Source organism: Nitrospirillum amazonense, assembly GCF_029594735.1.
Taxonomy (GTDB): domain Bacteria; phylum Pseudomonadota; class Alphaproteobacteria; order Azospirillales; family Azospirillaceae; genus Nitrospirillum; species Nitrospirillum amazonense.
Map to the genome: position 1 here is coordinate 164,490 of NZ_JARPAF010000004.1, position 23,039 is coordinate 187,528.

Annotated in this window: 22 protein-coding genes and 1 riboswitch; of the genes, 9 read left to right on the plus strand and 13 right to left on the minus strand. The window is 69.3% G+C overall.

Translation table 11 applies throughout. The features are described from left to right. Positions 1 to 5: 5 nt before the first annotated feature. Both P5F91_RS21490 and P5F91_RS21495 read right to left on the minus strand, forming a co-directional pair. Positions 6 to 1,607, minus strand: coding sequence for a flavin monoamine oxidase family protein (locus tag P5F91_RS21490; protein WP_246134195.1), 1,602 nt, complete (start codon positions 1,605 to 1,607; stop codon positions 6 to 8). A gap of 82 nt (positions 1,608 to 1,689) precedes the next feature. After that, positions 1,690 to 2,256, minus strand: coding sequence for a RidA family protein (locus P5F91_RS21495; RefSeq protein ID WP_277908223.1), 567 nt, complete (start codon positions 2,254 to 2,256; stop codon positions 1,690 to 1,692). Between the two features lie 843 nt (positions 2,257 to 3,099). Here P5F91_RS21495 and P5F91_RS21500 point away from each other — a divergent pair. Both P5F91_RS21500 and P5F91_RS21505 read left to right on the plus strand, forming a co-directional pair. Beyond that, on the plus strand, positions 3,100 to 4,377 hold the full coding sequence (locus tag P5F91_RS21500; RefSeq protein WP_277908224.1) for an MFS transporter: 1,278 nt from the start codon (positions 3,100 to 3,102) through the stop codon (positions 4,375 to 4,377). A 20-nt stretch (positions 4,378 to 4,397) separates the two neighbouring features. Then, a riboswitch (ZMP/ZTP riboswitch) is annotated at positions 4,398 to 4,496 on the plus strand. A 25-nt stretch (positions 4,497 to 4,521) separates the two neighbouring features. Continuing rightward, on the plus strand, positions 4,522 to 5,184 hold the full coding sequence (locus P5F91_RS21505; RefSeq protein WP_145608783.1) for a LysE family translocator: 663 nt from the start codon (positions 4,522 to 4,524) through the stop codon (positions 5,182 to 5,184). A gap of 54 nt (positions 5,185 to 5,238) precedes the next feature. Here the strand turns inward: P5F91_RS21505 and P5F91_RS21510 are convergent, their stop codons facing one another. Both P5F91_RS21510 and P5F91_RS21515 read right to left on the minus strand, forming a co-directional pair. Then, entirely contained in the window at positions 5,239 to 5,982 is a 744-nt protein-coding gene (locus P5F91_RS21510; protein WP_040847588.1) for an acetoacetate decarboxylase, read from the minus strand. Positions 5,983 to 6,216: 234 nt separating this feature from the next. Next, positions 6,217 to 6,831, minus strand: coding sequence for an NAD(P)-dependent oxidoreductase (locus tag P5F91_RS21515; RefSeq protein WP_277908225.1), 615 nt, complete (start codon positions 6,829 to 6,831; stop codon positions 6,217 to 6,219). Positions 6,832 to 7,046: 215 nt separating this feature from the next. Here P5F91_RS21515 and P5F91_RS21520 point away from each other — a divergent pair, with 215 nt between their 5' ends. After that, the gene (locus P5F91_RS21520; RefSeq protein ID WP_277908226.1) at positions 7,047 to 7,448 is read left to right on the plus strand and encodes a winged helix-turn-helix transcriptional regulator; all 402 of its coding nucleotides are present in this window, start codon (positions 7,047 to 7,049) and stop codon (positions 7,446 to 7,448) included. 129 nt (positions 7,449 to 7,577) lie between these two features. Beyond that, on the plus strand, positions 7,578 to 8,027 hold the full coding sequence (locus P5F91_RS21525; RefSeq protein ID WP_145608780.1) for a hypothetical protein: 450 nt from the start codon (positions 7,578 to 7,580) through the stop codon (positions 8,025 to 8,027). Between the two features lie 97 nt (positions 8,028 to 8,124). Here the strand turns inward: P5F91_RS21525 and P5F91_RS21530 are convergent, their stop codons facing one another. Then, a complete protein-coding gene (locus tag P5F91_RS21530) occupies positions 8,125 to 10,497 on the minus strand; it encodes a HAMP domain-containing protein (protein ID WP_277908227.1) in 2,373 nt (790 codons plus the stop codon). Between the two features lie 397 nt (positions 10,498 to 10,894). Between P5F91_RS21530 and P5F91_RS21535 the strand changes: the two genes are divergently transcribed. After that, a complete protein-coding gene (locus tag P5F91_RS21535; protein WP_145608778.1) occupies positions 10,895 to 12,079 on the plus strand; it encodes a glycosyltransferase in 1,185 nt (394 codons plus the stop codon). Here the strand turns inward: P5F91_RS21535 and ygfZ are convergent. Further along, positions 12,048 to 12,971, minus strand: coding sequence for a CAF17-like 4Fe-4S cluster assembly/insertion protein YgfZ (gene ygfZ, locus P5F91_RS21540; RefSeq protein WP_277908228.1), 924 nt, complete (start codon positions 12,969 to 12,971; stop codon positions 12,048 to 12,050). The two genes, P5F91_RS21535 and ygfZ, sit on opposite strands and share 32 nt — an antisense overlap. A gap of 183 nt (positions 12,972 to 13,154) precedes the next feature. Between ygfZ and P5F91_RS21545 the strand changes: the two genes are divergently transcribed. From P5F91_RS21545 to P5F91_RS21555, 3 genes are all read left to right on the plus strand, one after another. Then, complete coding sequence (locus P5F91_RS21545) at positions 13,155 to 14,129, plus strand: glycosyltransferase family 9 protein (protein WP_145608776.1); 975 nt, start codon at positions 13,155 to 13,157, stop codon at positions 14,127 to 14,129. 100 nt (positions 14,130 to 14,229) lie between these two features. Further along, positions 14,230 to 15,633, plus strand: coding sequence for an O-antigen ligase family protein (locus tag P5F91_RS21550; RefSeq protein ID WP_277908229.1), 1,404 nt, complete (start codon positions 14,230 to 14,232; stop codon positions 15,631 to 15,633). A gap of 119 nt (positions 15,634 to 15,752) precedes the next feature. Then, positions 15,753 to 16,097 (plus strand): hypothetical protein, encoded by a 345-nt coding sequence (locus P5F91_RS21555; protein ID WP_004272344.1) that lies wholly within the window; start codon positions 15,753 to 15,755, stop codon positions 16,095 to 16,097. A gap of 56 nt (positions 16,098 to 16,153) precedes the next feature. Here P5F91_RS21555 and P5F91_RS21560 read toward each other — a convergent pair whose 3' ends face one another. The 4 genes from P5F91_RS21560 to P5F91_RS21575 form a co-directional block, all read right to left on the minus strand. After that, complete coding sequence (locus P5F91_RS21560; protein ID WP_277908230.1) at positions 16,154 to 17,128, minus strand: NAD(P)H-dependent flavin oxidoreductase; 975 nt, start codon at positions 17,126 to 17,128, stop codon at positions 16,154 to 16,156. Between the two features lie 281 nt (positions 17,129 to 17,409). Next, positions 17,410 to 17,691, minus strand: coding sequence for a hypothetical protein (locus P5F91_RS21565; protein ID WP_145608773.1), 282 nt, complete (start codon positions 17,689 to 17,691; stop codon positions 17,410 to 17,412). A 270-nt stretch (positions 17,692 to 17,961) separates the two neighbouring features. Beyond that, entirely contained in the window at positions 17,962 to 18,855 is an 894-nt protein-coding gene (locus P5F91_RS21570; RefSeq protein ID WP_211106818.1) for an SDR family oxidoreductase, read from the minus strand. Between the two features lie 33 nt (positions 18,856 to 18,888). Further along, positions 18,889 to 19,647: an SDR family oxidoreductase gene (locus P5F91_RS21575; protein WP_145608771.1), complete on the minus strand. Its 759-nt coding sequence runs from the start codon at positions 19,645 to 19,647 to the stop codon at positions 18,889 to 18,891. Between the two features lie 145 nt (positions 19,648 to 19,792). Between P5F91_RS21575 and P5F91_RS21580 the strand changes: the two genes are divergently transcribed. Next, the gene (locus P5F91_RS21580) at positions 19,793 to 20,680 is read left to right on the plus strand and encodes a LysR family transcriptional regulator (RefSeq protein WP_145608770.1); all 888 of its coding nucleotides are present in this window, start codon (positions 19,793 to 19,795) and stop codon (positions 20,678 to 20,680) included. On the opposite strand, the gene P5F91_RS21585 is transcribed toward P5F91_RS21580, so the two are convergent. The 3 genes from P5F91_RS21585 to P5F91_RS21595 all read right to left on the minus strand — a co-directional run bounded on the left by P5F91_RS21585 (position 20,670) and on the right by P5F91_RS21595 (position 23,004). Beyond that, positions 20,670 to 21,623, minus strand: a complete 954-nt coding sequence (locus tag P5F91_RS21585; RefSeq protein ID WP_145608769.1) for an NAD-dependent epimerase/dehydratase family protein — start codon at positions 21,621 to 21,623, stop codon at positions 20,670 to 20,672. The two genes, P5F91_RS21580 and P5F91_RS21585, sit on opposite strands and share 11 nt — an antisense overlap. 83 nt (positions 21,624 to 21,706) lie before the next feature. Continuing rightward, positions 21,707 to 22,540 (minus strand): substrate-binding periplasmic protein, encoded by an 834-nt coding sequence (locus P5F91_RS21590; protein ID WP_145608768.1) that lies wholly within the window; start codon positions 22,538 to 22,540, stop codon positions 21,707 to 21,709. A 134-nt stretch (positions 22,541 to 22,674) separates the two neighbouring features. After that, positions 22,675 to 23,004, minus strand: a complete 330-nt coding sequence (locus tag P5F91_RS21595; RefSeq protein WP_186454529.1) for a hypothetical protein — start codon at positions 23,002 to 23,004, stop codon at positions 22,675 to 22,677. Positions 23,005 to 23,039 lie beyond the last annotated feature (35 nt).

The following is a 23,039-nucleotide window of genomic DNA, read 5'->3' on the forward strand; positions in this document are numbered from 1 at the left end:
CTCCCTCACGCCGCCACGCGCTGATGGATCTGGGCGATCTGGTGCCAGGCGGACTCGATGGCCCCGGCCTGCCAGCCGCCAATGTAGCTGATGTGCTCTCCCGCCAAGTAGATGCGACGATCGGGCTTGACCAGTACCGGATAGGCGGTCGCCCGCGCCTCCGCGCTCCAGTTGCCCCAGCCGCCCAGATTGTACTGTATCAGGTGCCAGGAGGCGGAGAAGGCGGTTTCGAAGCTGTCCTTGTATTGGGGGAAGATACGCTGCCCCGCCTCCAGCGCGATGGCCGCGCGCTCCGCCGGGGTGTTGCCGCTCATGTCCGTCGCGTCGGCGCCGAACATGTAATAGCCCAACAGCACACCCTTGGCCGACTGCCAGCCGGATGACGGCAGGCTGATCAAATTGAGGCCGGGGGCGTCGGTGTAGACATGGCCGCCATAAATGGCGTCGTCCTCTTCCCAGAACCGGCGTTTCATCTGCAGGCCGATCTTGCATACAGGGTCGTAGGACAGCTGCCCCATGGCCTGCTTGTAGGCGTCGGAGAAGTCGGCATCGATGGTGCGCAGCACGCTGACCGGGATGGTGCACAGGCAATAATCTGCGCTGACCGTGGCGCGCTTGCCTGTCTTGGTGTCCAGGTAGTCCACCGTGACGCCGCTGTCGGACTGGCGGATGCGCTCCACTTCCGCGTTGTACTTGATCAGGTGGCCGACGTGCTTCTCGAACCCCTTGGCGATGCGGTCCATGCCGCCCACCGGCTGGAACATGGTGTGCTGCTGGTCGAAGGTGCCGACCGACTGAACCATGCGCCACAGCCGGGACTGCACCAGGTCGGGGAAGGCGTAGGGGGTGCTGGGCACGCCGGGGCCGGGGTCATCGATGCCGGCGCCCGGGTTGACCTTGTAGCCGCGGCCTTCCGTGCCGCGATAGCTGAGGTCGCTCTCCAGATAGCCTTCGCCGCGCAGGTACTCGATGAACAGTTCCACGTCGTCCTTGGCCAGGCCGGTGTCCAGCTTGCCCGAGGTGGCGGCCTTGGCCACCAGTTCCGACGTGTAGCCCCGCATGTCGGCCCGTATTTCGAACTGGCGCACGCGCTTGCCGGCCAGGGGACCCTTCACCGTGTCGAACTGGGCGTAACTGGCATCGTTCTCGTTGACGAAGACCTCCAGCGGGATGCCGAACGTCTTGGTGTAGTGCAGGGTGGAGCGATGGCAGAACGGGATGCGCCAGGGGCCGTGGTTCAGGTACAGGCCCTCATCGAACTTGCACTCCTGCTCCTCCCCGCCCAGCTCCGTCATCTTGAAGCCCTTGCGGGCCGTCTGGCAGCGACCGCCGCCGAAGGCGCGCGCCTCCAGGATGGTGACCTGATAGCCCAGCTTGGACATTTCATAGGCCGCCGTCATGCCGGCCACGCCGGCACCTAGGATCAGCAGCTTGTGCCCCGCACCCGATCCGCGCAGGGCCGGCGGCGCGCTGGTCATGGAGGCGATGCCCGCCCCCCAAGCGTTCAGCGCCGTCATCACCATGGCGCTGCCGCCCAGCAGCGCCGCCTTTTCCAGAAAATGGCGCCGTGTCACCCCGGCGCGGGGCAGGTCCGTCATGGCAGGCATATGCACCCTCCTTGTCCGCATCGCGGGACCGCCCGCCGGTTCGCGGCGGGCGTCACCAGGCCCTTGGGCCGCCTGAACGGCGTCAGGGCGCGCGGGCGGCGATCACCTCGATCTCGACCATCAGGCCGGGGGCCGCCAGGCCCGCCACCTGCACGGTGGTGCGGGCGGGCTTGTTGGGCTGGTCAGCGGTGCCGAAGAACTGCGTGTAGCCGGACATCATGCCGGCGAAATCCATCTTGCCGTCATGGGCCGGATCGCCCACCAGGTAGACGTGCATCATGACCACGTCGCCCAGGGTCAGCTTCTGGGCGGCCAGCGCCTCCTTGATCTTGTTCAGGGTGCTGACGGTCTGGGTGGCGGTGTCGCCATAGGCCTGCGGACTGCCCTTGGGCGCGTTGGGGTCGGCCACCGACGGCGTCATGCCGCTGAGGTACACCACGTCCGATCCCGCCGGCACGGATACGGCGGCGGAGATGGGAAAGCCGCCGGCGGCGTCGGTGCGGGTGATGGGCTGCTTGGCCGTCGCCGTTCCGCTGGATGAGATGATGCCGGCTTCTGTGATGATGCCGGCCAGCACGGCGGTCAGGGCCAGGGCGCCCAAGAAGCGGGCCATGCGGCGCTCGGGGCTGCGGGTGGAATGGGTGGTCAAGGCAAGGCTCTCCTGTTCCGTTTTTATGGTCCTGTATCGACGGACGCCCGCTGCCTGACGGTGCGCGCCCGTGCCACTTATGGTTTTAAGCGGCGGGACTTGTCGTCTCCGGCCCGCCGGGCCGGGCCCGGCGGGCGGAGTGGGGTAGTCGGCGGCGGCTTCGGACGTGTGCGTCGCACAATTTCCGTGTAGTCGCCGGTACAGGGGTGCGCTGCCGGGTCAGCGCCGCGCGCGGCTCCCGGGGCGTGTCCTCATGCTCTGGTTGATGGGGGTGTGAAAGGAAATGATCGCCGAAAATATGAATGGCCGCCCGCGTGGGCGGCCATATCTGCAATATCATTAGCAAAATACTGAGTATCGAGAGTCGGAATCTTACCGGCATGCCGGCCGGCCACCAGGTCAGCGCAGCCTGGAGCCCGGAGAATATTTTTGACAATGATGGTGACGGCCCGTTTCGTCATGCGTCTCTGTCAAATTGAGAAGTGGATGGAAGTCTGCTTGCGTTTCTCTTTTATCGACCCAACTGCCAAAACCCCGGTTCCAGCCCCATTTTTCAGGGGATGAGACCGTTTTCACTCTGTCAGGGTTTATCAGCAATAACCGGGCCAGTTCGTTCGCGGCTGCGATATAAGCATTTCGGCAGAGGCAACGGTGAATCGGGCGCACAGCGATTGGGCAATTCAGGATTGTTACAGGCATGTTGCCGCAAAGCTGTGCAGACGCGACGGCCCTATGAAGCTTTAGGCTGTGGGGGGCTGACTGTCGGGAACGGCACTGGACAGGCCGGTCGCTTGCTGTAAGCAGGAAGTGACCCACGCGGCCCCTATTCCCGACGTTCTTTCGATGCGCCTGCTGAAACCTTTGGCCTACGGCCCCATCGCCCGTCTATGGGGCGCGTTGTCGCTGTCGGCGGTGGGGGACCAGTTGCATCAAATGGCGCTGGTCTGGCTGGCCGTGGGGCTGGTAGGGCCAGACACCGGCTATGTCGCGGCGGCCGACACGGTGGCGCTGATGACGGTGGCGCTGCTGGCGGGCGCCTGGGTGGAACGCTGGGACCAGGGCAGCGTCATGATGGCGGCCGACTTGGCGCGCGCCGGCTTGGCAGCGGTGCCGGTGCTGGCGGCACTGACCGGCCAACTCACCCTGTGGACCCTGGTGGTGCCATCGGTGGCGCTATCCGCCCTGGCGGGGTTGTTCGACCCGGCGCTGCAGGCCTCGCTGCCGCGGCTGACGGCGGACCGCAGCCTGCTGGCCGCCACCAACGCCCTGTTCGATGGCACCTTGCGTCTGGCACGCCTGGTCGGTCCCACGCTGGCGGGCGCCCTGGCGACGCTGATGCCGCCGGTGGCGCTGATGGGGGTGAACGGCCTCAGCTTCCTGGCATCGGCCTGCGCCGTGTTCAGTGTCCGGTCGCATCTCGCCGACCCGGCGGGGAAGGCGCCTGTGCACGCGGCCGCGGCGGCGGACACCCTCGCGGGGCGCTTGCTTGCTGGCTGGCGCCTAGTGCGGCGGGAGCCGCCCTTCACCTATCTGCTGTGGCGCAGCGGCCTGACCGGCGGCCTGTGGACGCTGACCATTTGGCTGTCGCTGCCCCTGCTGGTGCGTCAGCAGGGTTTGGCCGGGTTCGGCCTCAGCGGCCTGTCCGCCCTGGCCCTGCTGTTCTCGGCCTATGGCGCCGGCAACCTGATCAGCAACCTGGTGGTGGGCAGCCTGCCGCCAGGGGGTGTGCTGACCCGCCGGCCCATGGCCCTGGTGGTCGCGGGCGACGTGCTGGTGGGCGGCGGCTTCGTCGTCATGGCGCTGGCTACGTTCGTGCCCGCGCCATGGACATTGCCCGCCATCGCGCTGTCGGCCGTGGCCACGGCGACAGGCGGCCCGGTGTGCCAAATCCCTCTGACCACTCTACGCCAGACACGCTTCAGCGGGGGTGAGATCGCCGCCGTCTTCCGCCTGTTCCTGGTGCTGGACTGCCTGGGAACGCTGGTGGCCATGACGGCGGCGCCGACGTTGTTGAACCTCTTGCCCACGCCCTTGGTCATGGCCGCGTGTGGCGCGGTCATCCTGTGCACGGCGCTGATCTTCGGCCGGCGGGCGGACCGGCGCACCATGGTTGCGGGCTAGGGGGGTGACGGTTACGCTCTTCCCCTCCGCGTGACTGGCGCAGGCCCCGGAACGGGGCTGGATGGGGCACCATCGGGAAGCGCGGGCGCACCTTCGTGCCGCACGCCTGGGCCATCCACCCGTTTTGAATGGAAAGGGCGCCCTATGCTTGCCAGCTTGATCCCCATCCTCGTCGCTTTGCTGCTGGGGGCCATGGCCCCTGGTCCCAGTTTCGTGCTGGTCACCCGCACGGCCGTCACCCAGTCCCGCCGCAATGGCCTGGCCGCCGCCGTCGGCATGGGCGTGGGCGGCACCTTCTTCGGAACCCTGGCCCTGCTGGGCCTGACCGCGCTGCTGACCCAAGTGGCGTGGCTGAACATGGCGCTGCGCCTGGCCGGGGGCCTCTACCTTCTTTACCTCGCCCTGCGCATGTGGCGGGGCGCCGGTACACCGCTGGCCATGAGCGCGGACACGCCGGCCCAGGGCCGCGCCCCTTCCCTGGGCCGGGCCTTCGTCGTGGCGTTGGCGACCCAGCTCAGCAATCCCAAGACCGCCATCGCCTACGCCAGCATCTTCGCGGCGCTATTGCCCGCCCAGTCCGAGCTTGGGGGGCCGCCGTCCCACCTGCTGCTGGTTCTGCCGCCGGTGATTTTCCTGATCGAGGCCGGCTGGTACGGCGTGGTGGCCGCGGCCTTTTCGGCGGCGGCGCCGCGCCGCGCCTATCTGAAGGCCAAGGGCGGCATCGACCGGGTGACGGGAACGGTCATGGGGGCGTTGGGCCTGCGCCTGGTGGCCGACGCCGTGCGCGACGCGGCCCTGGCGCGCTGACGCCACGATTGGGTCGGGAATGGGTGGGCGAGGGATGCGCCCACCCGCGCCGCATCAGGCCATGTAATCGTGCAGCACCCGGCCGAAGGGCAGGGTGAAGTCCACCACCTGGTGGCGGCCGCCGACGATGCGGCGTACCGGCAGGTCGGCCACGCGGCAGTTGACGTGAGGCATCAGGTGCAGGCGGGCCGGGCCGTCCCAGGCGCCGTGGACATGGATGTCGGTCAGGTTGTAGCCCACCAGCTGGGCCACCTTGGGGCCGCCGTCCACGTCGGGAATGAACTTCAGGTTCACGTTCAGCTTGCCGATGCCCTTGGCCACCTCATCCAGCCGGTCGGCCAGGCTGAAGTGCTTGTAGGTCATGGTGCCCATGGCCACCCGCTCTTCGTCGTAGTGCAGCGTGCCGGTCAGGGTGTCCTTCTGCACCTTCAGGCGGGGGATGCCGTACTTCTTGGGGAAGCCCCAGATCTCGCGGCCGGCGGTGATGGGCGGCTCATCGTCCAGGTACATCTGGACCGAGAAGTTGCAGGGCTCACCATTGAACTGGGCGACGATGCCGGTGCCGCTCTCCTCATAATCGCCAAAGCCGGAGCTATCCGGCATCTTCATCCATTCATAGAAGCACAGGTTGCCCGGCGCCGGCTCCAGCGGTTCCGGCAGGGCCCGGCGGATGGCTTCCGGGTCGCTTTCATAGGTGATGATCAGATATTCGCGGCGAATGAAGCGGTAGGGCCCCCGCGGATAGCTGGGGCTGAACAGGGGCATGGAACTGGCGGAGAGGATCTCGTCACGATTCATGTCGGCACTACTCCCAGGCGTTCAGAGCCAAAAGGGGGGAAGCACCGGGACCGGTCGATGGGCGGGATGGTTGCAGGACTTTAGCGGCGGACCGATACCCGGACGAAGGGATGACCAGGATGTCGGATGCATTCCCGGAAAACCATTCCCTGTCCGAGTAATTTTTGTTGCGCCGCATCAAAACCAAAGGCAGACGGGGGCGGCGGATGGCCGCACCCCGTTTCCTCAGCCTTATCAATAACCGACGGTGAAGCGGCGGTTGGCGTGCGCCGGGCTTTCCACCTCATCCACCAGCGCGACCGCGAAATCCTCATAGCTGACCTGGCTCTTGCCCGTGGCGTCGACCAGCAACTGGTCGTCAGCCAGGCGGAAGCGGCCGGTGCGCTCCCCGGCGAAGAAGAAGGCGGACGGCGACAGGAAGGTCCATTCCACGCCGATGTCGCCCTGGCGCAGCGCGTTCAGCACGTCGCGGCCGGCGCCGGCCTCCGCCTTATAGGCGGGCGGGAATTCCGGCGTGTCGATCAGCGCCACGCCCGGCGCCACCTCCAGCGAGCCGGCGCCGCCGACCATCAGCAGGCGCTTGACGCCGGCGGTCTTGATGGCGCTGAGCAGCGAGGTCAGGTCCAGACCCTGGAAGCGGGTGCTGCTGATGACCGCGTCGTGGCCGGCCAGCGAAGGGGCCAGGCCGGCGGCGTCGCCGGTATCGCCGGCCCTGGCGGTCACGCCGTCCTGGACCGGTACCTTGGCCACGTCCCGGGCGATGGCGGTGACGGTGTGACCGCGGCGGCGCAGCTCCGCCAAAATGCGAGTGCCGACATTGCCGGTGGCGCCGATCAGGGCGACTTTCATGGGATGTCTCCGGTTTGAGCGCTGGCGAACAATCGCACAGCGGACTAGGTTACGTTCGGTAACCAGATGCCACTTTGGCCCTCGGCTTTGAAGAAGGCATGTTTTCGTGCCCTGGTTATCGCCGCATTACCACCCGGCGCTCCTGTGAATTGGCGCCGGTCGCACTGGAGGGACCCCTCATGGATGGACGTGCGCCTGCCCCGCCAACTGAACCCATGATCGCCGAAGATGTGGTGGCCGCCGGCTATCGCCCCGACGCGGAGGATGGCGTTTGCCCGGTGCGCGACGTGCTGGACCGCCTGGGTGACGCGTGGAGCGTCCTGGTCATTCGTCACCTGGACGGTGGCCCCGCCCGTTTCAACGCCCTGCGCCGCGCCATCGAGGGCATTTCCCAGCGCATGCTGGCCCAGACCCTGCGCAAGCTGGAACGCGACGGCCTGGCCCGCCGTACCGTGTTCCCCACCACCCCGCCGCAAGTGGAATACGCTCTGACGGACCTGGGCCGCAGCTTCTCCGCCCACCTGGCGCAACTCGCCCAATGGGCCGCCCTTCACCAGCCCGCCATCCGCGCCAGCCGCCGGGCGTACGACGCGGCACTGGGCGACGACCCCGCATAGGATGGGGCGGCATGACGCTGCGACATTATGCCGCCATTTGCGGCTACCATTAACCACAATCATGCAATGAATCACAAATCGGCAATCAATATGCTCGGGAGATTGCTATCTCCTTAGTGGTGAATCCTCATGCATATTCGGTTAGCGCTTGCTGCTACTTTGGCCATATTCAGCCTGTCGGCCTGCTCCTCCATCATCGAGGGCACCTCCCAGGAAATCACTGTGAACACCAATCCCGCCGGTGCCAGTTGCGCCCTGGAACGGGAAGGCACGGTCATCGCCCGGGTCAGCCAGACCCCGGCGTCGGCCACGGTGAAGAAGACCAAGCACGACATCACCATCCGTTGCACCAAGGATGGCTTCCAGGAAGCGACCTTCCTGAACAAGTCCGGCACGGCCGGCGCCACCGTCGGCAATATCCTGGCCGGCGGCGGTATCGGCTGGGCCATCGACAGCGCCAGCGGTGCCGACAACAAGTACGACAGCCCGGTGAACGTCACGCTGGTGCCCGTGGGCGCCACCGCGCCGGCCCCCACGTCCGCGCCCGCCGCGGCCCCTGCGGCGCCGGCGGCGAAGTAAGCGGACCTTCCGCTGAAGCGATGAGGGCGACGGCCGGCCGGCCGTCGCCCTCTTCTTTACCGGGAATGGCGCCGGGCGGGTTGGCGCCGGGCTGGCCTCAGCTGCCGGCGGTGGCGCGCAGTTGCTCGGCGATGGCAGCAAGCCGGTCGCCCAGATCCTTGGTGGCGGCGGTGCTGGCCTGCTCGTGGGCGCGGCTGCTGTCGACCAGGGCCTTCAGGTCACCGGTCAGGTCCAGCAGGCCGCGGATGGTGCGGTCGGCCGCCTCCATGCGGATACGCAGGCCGTCGGCCAGGGATTGCACGGTCGCCAGGTTGGGATCGACGCGGGGTGTAAGTGCCTCCGTCAGTCCGCTGGTCAGCGCGCGCAGGGATTCCGTCGCCTCGTCCTGGCGGGCCAGGGCGCGGTTCAGGGCGTTGGTGGCGCCGCTGGCGTCGGTCGCCAGGCTGGTGGCTTCCCGCTGCAGGTCGCGCACCGCTTGCTCCACCCGCGTCCCGGCGTCGCCCAGGCCGGCGGCCAGCATGTCTGACAGGCGGGTGGCGGTGTCGCCGATGCTGCCGGCCCGGTCGCCCAGGGCGTGGGCCGTGGCCTCCAGCCGCGCGATGGCCTCGTCCGCGGCGGCCTTCTGGTCAGGATCGGCGCTGCGGCGTTCCAGCTCGGCGCGCATGGCCTCCGATATCTTGCCGAGGCTGTCCAGGGTGCGGGTCATCTCGCCCGCGCGCAGCGCCACGCCCGCGGCGGCCCCCGCCAGGTCGCGCTGTACCGCCGCCAGGCTTTCCGCCACCGGCTCCAGGCGGGTGCTGTTGGCCTCGGCTGCCGTCTCGATTAGGCGGTTGGCGCGGTTCAGGCCGTCCAGCGCGCCCGACAGGTTGCGCGTGACCTCATCCGCCGTGCCGCGCAGCAATTCGGCGGAGCCTTCCACCCGGCCCGTCACCCGTTCCAGCCGATCGCCGGCGTGGGCCAAGGCGGCCTGCAAGTTGCGGTCGCTGTTGCCCACCGCTTCCGTCGCGCGCGTCAGGCCGGCCGTGGCCTCCGCCGAGCTGCTCGCCAGCATCTCGCCCGAGGCGCGCAGCAGCTTGACCGAGGCCAGCAGCTTGTTCTGCAGGTCGCCCATGGCGCTGTTCATGCGCTCGTTGGCCTCTTGCGCCTGGCTTGTGGCGCGGCGCAGCTCCCCCTCCGTCTCCGACAGGCCGCGCACGACGCGGCCCACGTCCTCGCCCGCGGTCAGCACGGTGTTGGCCACCAGGTCGGCGTTGCGCCGCAGCGCCTCCACCAAGTTGTCCAGCCCGCCACCGCCGCCGCGGTCGTCGAAGGCGTGGACCTGCAGGGCGGCGCGGCTCAACAGCTCCGTCGCCTCCTTGATCTCGCGGTTGCTGTCGCCGGCGGCCTTGGCCACGGCGCCGCACAGCTCGCCCATGCGGCGCACGCTGTCGGTCAGCTCCTGCCGGGTGTCCCCCAGCAATTCCGTGAGGTCGCGCTGGGTGCCGCTCAGCAGGCCGGTCAGGTCGCGCCGGGTGTCGGCCACCAGGGTGGACACGGCGTCGCCATTGCCGGCCAGGGTGTCACCGGCGCTGCGCAGGCGGGCGGTCAGCTGGTCGAACAGGTCGCCGGCATCGCCGTCGAACTTCAGGCGCACGCGCCCGTTCTCAGTGATGATGGACACGTCGGGCAGATCGGCCACCTGGCGGCGGAAGCCCTCGATGGCGCGCGCCATGTCGCCCAGTTCATCCACGCGGTCGGTGCCGGCCACGGGCACGCGCCAATCCCCCCGGGCGACTCCGCCCACGCTGTCGCGCAACTGGGCCAATGGTACCAGCAGGCGCAGGCGGATCAGCCACAGGGCCGCCGCCGCCGTGGCCAGCATGGCGCCCACGGCGGCGATTCCCAGCCAAAAGCCGGCGCGGGCGGGGCCGGCCAGGACATCGGCCGTGGTCTGCACCTCCTGCCGGCGCAGCTGGGCGATGCGGTCGGCCACGGCGGCATGCAGGGTCATCAGCGACAGGCCGGTGGCGCCGGACAGGGCCTGCGGCTTGTCGCCGGCGGCATTCACCGCCGCGCGATAGCGGTCGATCAGGCGGTGCAGGTCGCGCGCCAGATCTGATTCGGCTGTGGTCAGGCGGTTGCCTTCGAAGGCGCGGACGTTACGGTCCGCTGTTTCCAGCGCCTGGGCGATGTCGGCCCGCGCCTGGGCGCTGCCGGTTTCGGCGTACACGGCCAGCGCGTTCAGAAGCCCGCCGTTACCCAGGGCCGACCGCGCCTCATCCAGGGCGCGGGATTTGGCGGCGGCGGCGGCTGGCGTCTCATCCAGCGACCTGTCCACGCGGCTGAACAGGGCCATGTTGTAGGTCGCGGCCGCCACCAGGGCGACCGACGCGACGACGACCAGGGCGGCGATCCAGCCGCTGGCGCGCCGCAGGCTGCCGGCGTGGCCCCCTCTGGCGGTGCCGTGCGATGAACTGACCCCTGACCTCATACCCCCCACCCGCCTGTCGTCCCATTTCCACACACGCCGATCTCCAGGGCGCCCCGGTCCAGGGCGCCCCGGTCCAAGGCGCCCCGGTCCAAGGCGCCCCGGTCCAAGGCGCATGGTGTGGGAGGGCGCCCCATCTTCGTCAATGACTTTGTACTTAAGCACTTTGCGCCGGCTGGCACGATGATGGGTTGGCGTCATCAGGCGCGTACCAAGAGACCGCGCGACCAGGGTGCGCGATTGCGACCTTAATGCCGGGTGCCGGGCGGGGGCTTGCCCCCACGCCGGGCAGGGCGTAGGAAGGATCAGGTCGGGCGAAGTTGGTGCGCCTGGATCCTGGGTGAGGAGGCCCGGTTGTCTGCGCCGTTGTGGCTGCGCGGGTTTCGTATCGAGGGCCTGTATGCGTATCGTCCAGATTATATTGTCCAAAGGGTTCCGTGGGGCGGAACGCCACGTCACGGAATTGGCGACGGCCCAGGCGCGCCACCACGACGTGCTGCTGATCGTCCGGGCTGATTGCGCCGACGCGGGCGGTCGTTCCATCCGCGACCAGCTACCGCCCTCGGGCGCGCTGCCGGGACTGCGGGTGGTGACGGTGGGACCCGGCCTCATGGCCCCGGGGATATGGAGCCATATCCGCCGCTTCCGGCCGGATGTCATCCATTGCCATGGCGGCCGCGCGGGCCAGACCGTGGGCCGGCTGCGGCCGCTGTTGCCGGGCCGCCCATCCCTGCTGGCCACCATGCACCCCGATTACCGCCGCCGGTGGTACCAGAACCACGACGCCGTGGTCGCCACCACCGATTGGCAGGCACAGGAGGCCAAGCTGGGCGGGTTCGAGGGGCGCATCGCCCGCGTGAACCTGTGGCGGCAGGCCCATCCCGTCCCGCATGCCGGCCGCATCGCCGCACTGCGTGCGGAAATGGGTGCGGAACTGCCGGGCGACGTGCTGACCTTGGGCGTGGGGCCGCTGATCCGGGAAAAGGGCTTCGACCTGTTGGTCAGCGCGGTGCGCGGCTTGGACCACCCGCACCTCAAGCTGGCCATCGTTGGCGATGGTCCCGAGATGGGGGCATTGCGCCAACAGGCGGCAGACTGCCCGGCCATCCGCTTCCTGGGCTTTCGGGGCGATGTAAAAGATTTCTACCACGCCGCCGACCTGTTCTGTTCCCCCTCCCGGTTCGAACCGTTCGGTCTGGTGTTCCTGGAGGCACTGGACGCCGGCGTACCCGTCGTGGCCTCCGCCTCGGAAGGGGCCCGCACCATCCTGCAGCCCCCGTCACAGGACGGCAGGGACGCGTTCAGCGCGGCCGACGGCGCGCGAACGGGCAGCGGCTTGGCGCTGGCCCCGCTGGCGGCCCTGGGCGATGCCGATGACTTGGCGGAGCAATTGGGCGTGGCGCTGGAGGCGATGGCACAGGCCCGTGCGGCTGGACTCCGCCTGCGTCACCGGCCGGAGCTGCCCGCCTACAACCAGGCCACCAGCCTGGAGGCGCTGGAACGGCTCTACGCCGAACTGATCGCTTCTGCCGAGGCGGCCGCCGCCGCCGCGCTCAAGGCCGGGGCGCCGGCACCGGGCCACTGACCGTTAGCGGCACGCCGCCGCAGCTCAGGGCCACGTCGGGCTTTTCCACGTCCTCGATCCGCAGGACCGCGAGGCCCAGGGGCCCCAGGCTGCTGCGCATTTCGCCCACCTCGCGCTCCCCCCACAGCACCGGCGTGCCGGCGGCGGGCAGGGCGTTTCCGTCGGTTGCCGTCACCCGCATCAGGCGCTTGCGGATCAGGGCGCGATAGTGGGTGCGGGCCGTCAGTTCCTGACCCATGTAGCAGCCCTTGTCGAAGGCCACAGCGGATAGGCTGTCCATGCCGTTCTCGAGCGGAATGGACTTTTCCGGCACCAGATCGCGGCTGCCATCCGGCACGCCCAGGTCCAGCCGGCGCCGGGCGTAGGCGTCGGCTGCGTCGGGCAGGCTCTCCGCCAGCGGGCGGGGCAGCAGCAGGCGCAAGCCCAGACCGGCATGGCGCGGGTCGACATAGGCGATGGCCGGGCCGTCCGGCGTTTCCATGATCCCCGCGGCACCTGGCGCGGCGTCCACCGCCGCCCCGTCCAGGGCTACGCCCACCGCCCACTGGGTGCTGGCGTCGGCCAAGGCCACCTTGGACCGCAGCTTGTACATCGACAGGCGGCGCAGCAGGTCGGGCGCCCGCGCCGCTTCCGTCTCGATCAGCAGGGTTTCGTTGCCGTCGGCATCCACCTGGGCGGTCACGAACAGCTCGTGCAGGAACTTGCCTTGGGCGGTCAGGAACAAGGCGTAGATGGCGTGGGAGGCGCTGACGCGGCGAACGTCGTTGGTGATCAGCCCCTGCAGGAAGGTGCGGGCGTCGGGCCCGGTCAACGCCAGCACGCCCCGGTCGGCAAGCCGGCCGGCCACGCCGTGGGCGACCAGGGGCCAGGAAAATGCGACGCCTTCAGTCATGATGCCGGACCTGAACAGTTTTCCCAATGGGGTGCTTCAACAGGTAAGGGGTGGCGCGTTACGCCGCAAGGGTTCCCATCCGTATGCAAGGGTCGACCGCCATCGCCGCATTGGCAAGCGTCTGACGGCGCTTGTATAAGGGGCCGGTCGCCGGGGTCATGCCGTGGGTTGGGGGCCAGTCTGTTGCGGGTTTTGTTCATCACCTCCACCCGTCTGGGCGACGCGGTGCTGACAACCGGCTTGCTGGGGCATCTGGTGCACCAGATGCCGGATGCGCGCTTCACCATCGCCTGCGGTCCCATCGCCGCCCCCCTGTTCCGCGCCGTGCCCCGCCTGGACGAGATCATCGCCATGCCCAAGCGGCGGCTGGCCGGCCACTGGCTGGACCTGTGGCGGCAGGTGGCGGGCCGGCGCTGGGATTTGGTGGTGGATCTGCGCAACAGCGCCGTGTCGCGCCTGGTCCTGGCCGGTCGCCGCGCCACGTTCCGGGGCGGTGACGATCGCCAGCCCAAGGTCGTGTCTCTGGGCCAGGTGCTGGGGCTGGAGCCGCCGCCCAACCCCCGCCTGTTCCTGAATGACGCCATCCGCGACGAGGCGCGCGTCCTTCTGGGGCCCGACACCGGGGGCCCGATCCTGGCGCTGGGCCCCGCCGCCAACTGGACGGGTAAGGAATGGCCGGCGGATCGCTTCGCCGCGCTGGCCCTACGGATGGTGGCCGGCCCGCTCGCGGCCGGTCCCAGCCCCGCCCGGGTCATGGTCCTGGCGGCGGAAGCGGAACGGCCGCGCTGCGCACCGGTGCTGGACGCCCTGGGGGCCGCGCTGGGTGCCGGCCGGGTCATCGACCTGGTGGGCCGCACCGATCCGCTGCTGGCGGGCGCCTGCCTGGAACGGGCGCGGCTGTTCGTCGGCAACGACAGCGGCCTGATGCATGTGGCCGCCGCGGCCGGTACGCCCACGCTGGGTCTGTTCGGGCCCACCCCGTCGCACCTCTATGCGCCGTGGGGTTCCCAAGCCCGGGCCGTGGTGGCGCCGGTGGCCGAGCCGGGCGCGTCGCCCGAGGCCCGCATGGCGGCACTTTCCCTCAGTCACGTGGCGGACGCCGCGGCTGAATTGCTGGCCCAGGTGACGGCCTATCCCCATGCCCATCCTGTGACCTGATAAAAAAGCGCTAGGACCATGGCCGTTCCCGAGTAAAAGGTGGGGCCTTGGTGGCCAGGCTGGGGGGCCTTGGGCCACCGGAGAGATACGCTGGAGCAAGATGTCGTCGACCCAGACCACGCGCGAACTGCGGGCCAGTGCACCGGTCATGTCCCCCTTGCCTGCCGCCCCGCCGGCGGCCGAGCCCACCGCCATATCCCGGAAGGCGGCGCCCTTCAGCCTGGCATGGACGGGCCTGACGCTATTCCTGCTGACCGTGCTGGGCTTCGTCTGCGCCCTGCTGCCCTTGGGCACGGCACCCGCACTGATCAGCCTGTCCTTCCTGGGCGGCATCCTCTACGCGCTCACCGCCCGCCGGCTGCCCACGCTGCTCACCGCCCGCGCGACCTGGCGCGCCACGCCCCTGCTGCCCCTGGCGCTGTGCCTGCTGCTGGGGGCGGTATCCGTGCTGTGGACGCCCGTGCGCAAGGACGGCGTGGGGCAGCTGCTGACCTTCCTCTACACTGTCGTGCCCTTCCTGTTCTGGATCGGCACCCTGCGCGAGGTGGATGAGCAGCGACGCTGGCTGCTGATCCGCTGGGCCGTCATCGGCATGCTGGTGGGCCTGGCCATCTTCGCCGTCGAGGTGGTGGGCGACCAACCCATCTACCGCCTGGAAAAGGCGCTTGAGGGCACGAAAGTAGACCATGACCGGGCGCTGAACCGGCCCGCCGTGCTGTTCGCCACGCTGGCCTGGCCCCTGGGTCTGGGCCTGGCTCGTCTGGCCTGGGTCACCGGCCGGGGGGCCATCGCCCGCCTGCCGGCGCCAGCGGCGATGAGGCTGCTCCCGGCCGGGCGGGCCATGCCTTGGGCCTGGGTGATGCCAGCGGCCTTTTTCCTGGCGGCGCTGGGCGGCACCAGCGCCTCGGCCAAGGTGGGCCTGGGCGCGGGCCTGGTGTTCTACGGCCTGGCGCGGCTTTCCGCGCGCACGGCCCGGGTGCTGCTGATCGTGGCGCTGGTGGCCGGTCCCACCCTCTCCATCCCCATCTCGCTGGCCCTGCACCGCGCCGGCTTGACGGAAGAGGCGCGCATGCCGTGGAGCTTCCGCCACCGGGTGGAAATCTGGGACGTGGCCGCCCGCCGCATCCTGGAAAAACCCCTGCTCGGCTGGGGACTGGACAGTTCCCGCAACATCCCGGATGAGGGCGAGGTTTCCAAGTTCCACCCTGAATCCCCCATCATCCCCCTGCATCCGCACAATATTTTCCTGCAGGTGCTGCTGGAGCTGGGGGTGGTGGGCAGCCTGCTCTACACATGGCTGGGCGTGGGGCTGGCCTGGGGCACGCGGCGCCTGCCGGCTTATGCCCAGGCCACGGCGCTGGCCGCCATCGCCGCCACCATCGCGGTGGGCTGCTTCTCCTACGGCGTGTGGCAGACCTGGTGGCTGTGCGGCATCATGCTGGCGGCGGGTCTGCTGGAACTGAACCTGCCGGCGGGATGGTGGACGCGGGCCGGCAAGACCTGACGCCGGGGGCGGCGTTGGGGCAGGCCAGCATTGCTGACGGCTTGCCCCCGGCTGGCTGGCGGGGGTAAATGGCAACCCCATATTCATTGCCCAATAGCCCTTCCTTTGAGGACCCGCCCATGCCGCCCGTGAAAAAGAACCCGCTGAACCTGAATGCCCTGCAGCTGAAGACTCTGACCCTGCTTCAGGTCCTGGCCGGGCTTGAGGGCGTGGGCCAGCCGGTGGTCGAGGGCGGCGTGATGGTCGACCGCTTCCCCCACGCGCACGGTAACCACTTCCACCTGGGGCCTTACACCGTGATGTCGGCCGATGCCACCGGCCTGTCCAACGAGGCCGCCTGGGTGGCGCTGGAGCGCAAGGGCCTGATCAAGTCGCAGTTCCCCAACGCCGCCATCGTGACCGAGGCGGGCTTGGCCTACGACACGGGCATCCGTGGCCAGATCCTGCACGGTTCCGACCACTAAGGCCGCTTTGAAGCAAAACGGGGCGCGCCGGTCCGGCCGGCGCGCCCCTTCTTCATTTATACAATCGCCTGCAGGCCCAGCAGGCGCTTCCTGGCGGCCGCGTATTCGTCTTTAAGCTTCGCGATCAGGTCGGCGGTGGGCAGGACGTCGCCGATGGCGCCCACGCCCTGGCCGGCGCCCCAAATGTCCTTCCACGCCTTGGCGCCCGAGGCGGCCGCGCCGAAGTTCATCTTGCTAAGGTCCACTTGGGGCAGGTTGTCGGGATCCATGCCGGCGGCGACGATGCTGGACTTCAGGTAGTTGCCGGCGACGCCGGTGAAGAAGGGCGTGTAGACGATGTCGGACGCGCTGGCCTCCACGATGGCCTGCTTGTAGCCGGCGGCGGCGTTGGCCTCGGTCGTGGCGATGAAGCGGGTGCCCATGTAGGCCAGGTCCGCCCCCATCGCCTGGGCCGCCAGGATGGCGTCGCCGGTGGCGATGGCGCCGGACAGGATGATGGGGCCGTCGTAGAAGCGCCGCACCTCCCCCACCAGGGCGAAGGGGCTCAGCGCCCCGGCATGGCCGCCGGCGCCGGCGGCCACCAGGATCAGCCCGTCCACCCCGGCCTCCAGCGCCTTTTCCGCGTGGCGCAGGCTGATGACGTCGTGGAACACCAGGCCGCCGTAGCTGTGAACGTGGGGCACGATGTCACCGGGCGCCCGCAGCGAGGTGATGATGATTGGCACCTTGTGGCGCACGCACACCTCCATGTCGTGCTCCAGCCGGTCGTTGGACTGGTGGATGATCTGGTTCACGGCATAGGGCGCGATCTTGGCGTCGGGATTGGCGGCGCGGGCGTCGGCCAGGGTGGTGTCGATGCGCGTCAGCCACTCATCCAGCGCTTCCTTCGGCCGGGCGTTCAGCGCGGGGAAGGACCCGACGATGCCGCCCAGGCACTGGGCGATGACCAGATCCGGGTTGGACACGATGAACATGGGCGAGGCGATGACCGGCAGCGCCAGGTTCTGGGCAAGGACGGGCGGCAGGCTCATGGAACGGCGTCTCCCCTGTATTTCTTGAACAGCCGCATTTCTTGAACAGCCGCGGCCGGCCGATCCGGCCTCAATGCCACGGTGCTCAGGAGGCGTCAATGCAGGGGAGGGTGGCGCTTTTCCTGGGAGAACGGTAAAGCCCAGGCGCAGCCCACTGCCGCGCGCCAAGAAATTTTTCACGGCATGGGGCGCAAGAAAATGGGTGGGGACCGGGGCGGCCGGTCCCCACCCAAGGAGCCTCAGGCGGGAGGGGAACCACGTGTCTGAGGGCCGGGAGAACTTTAGGGATAGTTGCGCGGCACCGGCGCCGGGGGCGGCGCCATGGTGGTGGAATTGGGCGGGGCGACGCTGCCGATCAGGTTGTTGTCGGCGTCGTAAACGGCACCGCCACCGGCCGGATAGAACACCACCTGGCCGGCGGTGCGGCCGCGCTCGTCCACCATGCGGTAGCTGTGGCTGAGGTCCACCCGCTCGGGGCGGGACGACCCGCAGGCCGCGACGGCGGTCAGGGCGGCGGCGGCCAGCAGGCCGCGCCACAGGAAACGGTGACGACTATTCTTCAAGATTTCCTCCGGTCAGCAAGGGTTTCAACGACGCCCCCAAGTCTTTTTCACGGATCAGGAAATGGGACTGCAAATCACCAATCACAGGTGGAACGCTAGCATGGGCACCGCCACCTGTCATGAAGCAGTCCGACGTAGGCGGAAAGGCGGGTGAATTCTGGGGCTCTGCTTGCCCATGACAAAAAGGGGTGCCCTAGTACTAAGGCACCCCCATCCGGTCTACGCGGGTTGGTTTAGGAAACTGTGGGCACCGGGTTGGGTGGCCCAGGTTTACGCCTTGGGCGACAGCAGATCCTCCAGCCCGATGCGGCGGAACATTTCGGCCCGCACCCGGTCGGCGACGCCGTTCACCACCTCCGCCCCGTCCTGCGACGGGTCGATGTGGGTGCGGAAGGGGCGCTTGCCATGGGGCAGATCCACCACCCGCACGATGGCCTCGGCCACGCTGGCGGCGTCGGCGTCCGGCGGCTCCAGCGCCGCCAGGCCTTTCAGCGCGCGATCCGGCACATCGGCGTAGGGTCCCTGGTTGTATTCGGCGGCGCGGTCCGTGTCGGCCGGCGATCCCGAATGGGCGAAGTGGTTGGTGCCCTTGGTGAAGGCGCCCGGGACGATGATGGCCGTCTCGATGCCCCAGCGGGTCAGTTCCGAGGCGTAGCTGACGGCCAGGCTGTCCATGGCGGCCTTGGCGGCGAAATAGGGCGCCAGATAGGGCGGGGTGCCGCCCCGGGTGCTGCTGCTGGACACCCACACCACCAGGCCCTTGCCCTGGCGCCGCAGGTGCGGCAACGCCGCGCGGTTCAGCCGCTGGGTGCTCAGCACGTTGATGTCGAACAGCTGCGCGTACTGCTCCGGGGTGAAGGCCTCGGCCGGGCCGAAGGACATGTGGCCGGCGTTGTGCACGATGACGTCAAGGCGGCCGGCCTCCTTGATGATCTGGGCGACGGCGGCCTCGACCGAGGCGTCGGACTGCACGTCCATTTCCGCCGTGCGCAGATCCACGCCATGCTCGGCGGCGTAGGCCTTGGCCTTTTCCACCTGCGGGGCGTTGCGGCCCCGGGTGTCGCGCATGGTGGCGTAGACGGTATGGCCGGCCTGGGCCAGGGCGCGGGCGGCCAGGGCGCCGAACCCGCTGGAGGCGCCGGTGATGACGATGACTTGGCTCATGATCGCATGCTCCTCATTCCCTCAGGTGCCGGTTCAGATGATGCCGCCATTGGCGCGCAGCACCTGGCCATTGATCCAGGCGCCATCCGGGCCGGCCAGGAAGGCAACCGCGGCGGCGATATCCTCGGGCTGGCCCAGGCGCTCCAGCGGGGCCTGCTTGGCCAGCCGGTCCACCACCTCCTGCGGCTTGCCGTTCAGGAACAGGTCGGTGGCGGTCGGGCCGGGGGCGATGGCGTTCACGGTGATGGACCGGCCGCGCATTTCCCGCGCCATGACCACGGTCAGGGCCTCCACCGCCGCCTTGGTGGCCGCGTACACGCCGTACGTGGGCGGGTACAGTCCGACGATGCTGGAGGAGAGGTTGATGACCCGGCCACCTTCGCGCAGACGCTGCGCCGCCTCGCGCAGGGTGTTGAAGGTGCCCCTCAGGTTGACGTCCATCAGCTTGTCGAAGGCGTCGTCGCCCACGTCGGCGATGGCGCCCAACGGCATGATGCCGGCGTTGTTGACCAGGATGTCGACGCCACCGAACGCGGCCTCCACCCGATCGAACATGGTCTTCACCGCGGCGGCGTCGGCCACGTCGGCCTGCACGGTCAGGGCGCGGCCGCCGGCGGCCTCGATCTTGGCGGCCACGGCCTCGGCGGCGGTGGCGCTGCCGGCGTAGTTGATGATGACGGTGTGGCCGTCGCGGCCCAGCCGTTCAGCGATGGCGGCGCCGATGCCGCGGGACGCACCGGTCACCAGCGCGACCTTGGGCGCGACCTTCTTGCCGTTCGTGTTCGTGGTCATGACGTGATCCTTTCCTTCGGTTCGGGCCCGCACCGTCGCGGGCCGCTGCAGTCGATGAAGAAAAGGTGCGCCCTAGCTGATCCTGGATAAATGGTCTATGTTTGCCATCATTATCCAAAAATGATCAACAATAGGCCGGTAGCCCATGGACCGCTTCGACGCCATGCGCGTCTTCACCCGCATCGTGGAACGGCGCAGCTTCACCGCGGCGGCGGAGGATCTGGGCATGCCCCGGGCGACGGTGACCCACACCCTGCAACAACTGGAGGGGCGGCTGGGCACGCGGCTGCTGAACCGCACCACGCGGCAAGTCAGTCCCACGCTGGATGGCGAAGCCTTCTACCAGCGTTGCCTGCGCCTGCTGGCGGATGTGGAGGAGGCGGAGGGCGCCTTCCGCGCCACCGATCCCAAGGGCCTGTTGCGCGTGGATGTGCATGGCAAGCTGGCGCGGCACTTCCTGTTCCCCGCCCTGCCGGATTTCCTGGCCCGCCATCCTGGCCTGGACCTGAACATCAGTGAGGGCGACCGCCTGGTGGACCTGGTGCGTGAGGGCGTGGACTGCGTGTTGCGCGCGGGCGAGCCGCGCGACAGTGCCCTGATTGCCCGCCGCGTCGGCCTGATGCCCCAGGCCACCGTGGCCAGCCCCCCGTATCTGGAGCGTCACGGCGTACCCGCCACGCCCGACGACCTGGCCAACGGGCACCAGGCGGTGAACTTCGTCTCGTCCGCCACCGGCCGGCCCTTCCCCTTCGAATTCATGGTGGGGGATGAGGTGCGCAGCCTGACCCTGCCGGGGCGGATCAGCGTCGCCAGCGCTGAAAGCTTCACGGAGGTTGCCCGCCTGGGTCTGGGTCTGATCCAGACGCCGCGCTATCACCTGGGCCCGGATCTGGCGTTGGGACGGCTGGTGGAGGTGCTGTCCCTCTACCCGCCGCCGCCCATTCCCGTCTCCGTCCTTTATCCCCACAACCGGCAGCTGTCGCCGCGCGTGCGGGTATTTGTCGACTGGGTGGCTGGGTTGTTCAAAGGCTAGGCCGCGTCCCGTGCAAATAGGCCCGCACCGTGCGGGCCAGGGCCTCGTCCTGGTTCAGCGGCGGCTGCCAGTCGAAGGCGGCACGGAAGGCCGCATCATCGATCTCCAGCGATCCCGTCAGGCGGTCGGCGATACTGGACAGGCGGGGAAGGCGGCCGGCCAGGCTCCAGAACACCGCCGGCAGGGGAACCAGCCACGGCCGCTTGCCGGCGGCGGCGGCCAAGGTGGCCACCAGACCGCTGGTGGACAGGGCGGGCTGATCGGCGACCAGGAAGGTACCGGTGATCCCGACCCGTTCCACCGCCCGGGTGATGGCATCGGCCAAAGTGTCGAGGCTGACCAGGCTGCGCCGGTTGGCGATGCCGCCCAGGGGCACCAGGGGCCAGCGCGTGGCTAGGCGCAGCAAGGCCGCCATGTTGGCCTTCACCCCCGGTCCATGAACCAGAGGCGGCCGCAGGATGACCAGCGAAAGGGGGCCGTCCGGCGGGCATAGCGTGGTCAGGGCCTCTTCCGCCGCACGCTTGGACTGCCCATAGGCGTCCTCCGGCAGGGCGGGATCCAGTTCCGTCAGGGGGCGGCCGGGGCTGTGGTCGCCCTGGGCCTTGACGCTGCTGACATAGACCAGGCGACGCAGCCCCGCCGCCTGCGCCGCCTGGGCCAGGCGCACGGTGGCGGTGACGTTCAGGGCCTGCAGCGCGGTCGGCGTGACGTTGCGCTGATGCGCCAAGCCCGCCAGGTGGACCAAGGCTTGCGCCCCCTCCAGCACCGGGGCCCAGTTCACCGGGCCGGCCAGGTCACCCACGGGTGCCGCGGTCACGCCCGTGGGCAGGCTCACGCCGGCGTTGCGCACCACGGCGATGACCTCATGCCCGCCGGCCAGCAACCGGGGCAGCAAGGCGCGGCCCACGAACCCGGTGGCCCCGGTCACCACGATCTTGGCCATGCCTGTTTCCTCGTGCCAGCCCTTGGGTTCCGCCTGAATGACACGGACGCGGGCGGCAGGGCAACGGGGGAAACCGCCAAGCTTTACTGATAGTTCCGGATCACGCGGTCCAGCGTGCCGTCGCGTCGCAAGCCCTCCAGCGCCGTGCGCAGACGGGTCACCAGGGCGGGGTCGGTGCCCAGGTTGCAGGCGATACCCACCGGGGCCACGCTGAAGGTCAGCACTGGCTCGATCGCCACCCCCGCCTGGCGGGCCAGCCAGCGGCCGCTGATGGCGCCGGCAGCGGCTAGGTCGGCGCGCCCGGCGGCCAACATGGGCATCTGGTTCGCCAGCGACACCTCGGTGATGTCCAGCCCCTGGTCGCGCAGGGTGGTGGCGAGCATGGTGCCCACTGGCACCAGGATGGACAGGGGCGTTCCCCGCGCCTGCGCCTCGGCGGCCAGGGTCTTCACCTCATCCAGGCTGGCCAGGGTGTGGGTGCCGTCGGGATGTGCGCGATCGTAGTGCAGCCAGTCCGCCCGGGCGAACAGGGCGGCGCCGCCTTGCGCGATGGGTGCCACCCACTGGAATTGGGTCTGCCGCTCTGGTGTCTGGTTCACCGCGAACAGGCAGGTTCCCGGCACCTCCTGCACCGTGTGATAGCCGCGGCGCCACGGCATGACCTGCACCTGATAGGCGATGCCCGCCGCCGTCATCAGCGACGGCAGCAAATCGCCCATGATGCCCGTCAACCGTCCGGTGGCGGGGTCGGTATAGTTCAGCGGCGGGTTTTCCTCGGTGATCAGCGTCAGGGATACCGCCGCCTCTCCCGCCAGGGCCGCTGGCACCGTCCCAAGCAAGGCGCCCAGGCACAGCGCCGCCAGCCGCACGGGGCGGGGTGCGTGGGGGCAACGGACTGCGGCGGGGGTACCGGACATCGCTTCCTGGCGGCGGCGCTGCGGGGAAGATCCGCCGGGAAGGGGCGAACAAAGAACCGGGCGGAGCAAGGTATTGTCCGCCCGGATTACCTACCAATTCCTTAACGATGGTGGCGGTGCGGTGACCGCCCGCGTCATTGCAGGTTGGCGGCGCTGGCGATCTTATGCCGCACCACACCGCTTGCCGCCGCCAGGGCCGCCGCGCGCTGCAACAGCCAGCCGCGCATTTCCGGCGGCTGGCGGTCCAGGATGGCCTCCACCGCCAGCGCGTCACCCGCCGTCATGTCGGTGGCGGCGTTCAGCAGCAGTTCCGCCAGCGCGCGGCAGTCCGCCGCCTGGCCCGCCGTGCCGGCCTGGAACAGATGGCGCATGCGGGCGGCCGCCCCATCGGGATCCTGGCTGTACAGGACGCGCGCCGGCTCGGTGATCTGAAGATCGGTATCGGGGATGTCGGGTGGCGTCATCTGGCCGTTCCTTCGGGGAAGAAGAGGTCGGTCGG